The organism is Tritonibacter sp. SIMBA_163, from assembly GCF_046535935.1.
GTDB lineage: Bacteria > Pseudomonadota > Alphaproteobacteria > Rhodobacterales > Rhodobacteraceae > Epibacterium > Epibacterium scottomollicae.
In genome coordinates this window covers 1-233 of the sequence record NZ_JAWJBP010001423.1, presented here as the reverse complement: position 1 = coordinate 233, position 233 = coordinate 1, and the positions used below count along the sequence as shown (strand labels likewise).

General features: G+C 59.2%; 1 pseudogene. It reads right to left on the bottom strand.

Going from position 1 to position 233, the window contains the following annotated elements:
- Positions 1-233: pseudogene (locus R0J92_RS26990) on the bottom strand (RNA degradosome polyphosphate kinase); the annotation flags it as partial.

Sequence of the window (233 nt, the reverse complement as noted above, 5' to 3'; positions counted from 1 at the left end):
CGCCGACGATAATGCCCGTCGCTTTGCATGAGCCACGCCGACTGATTGTCGCCGAGAAATGCCGACAGCCCCTCGGCGATCACGCGCCGCTTCAGCCGCCGGTTATTAACCGGGAACGAGACTTCGACGCGGCGGAAGAAGTTGCGATCCATCCAGTCCGCATTCGACAGATACACCTGCTCGCGGCCGTCGTCGTAGAAATAATAGATGCGATGATGTTCGAGAAAGCGCCC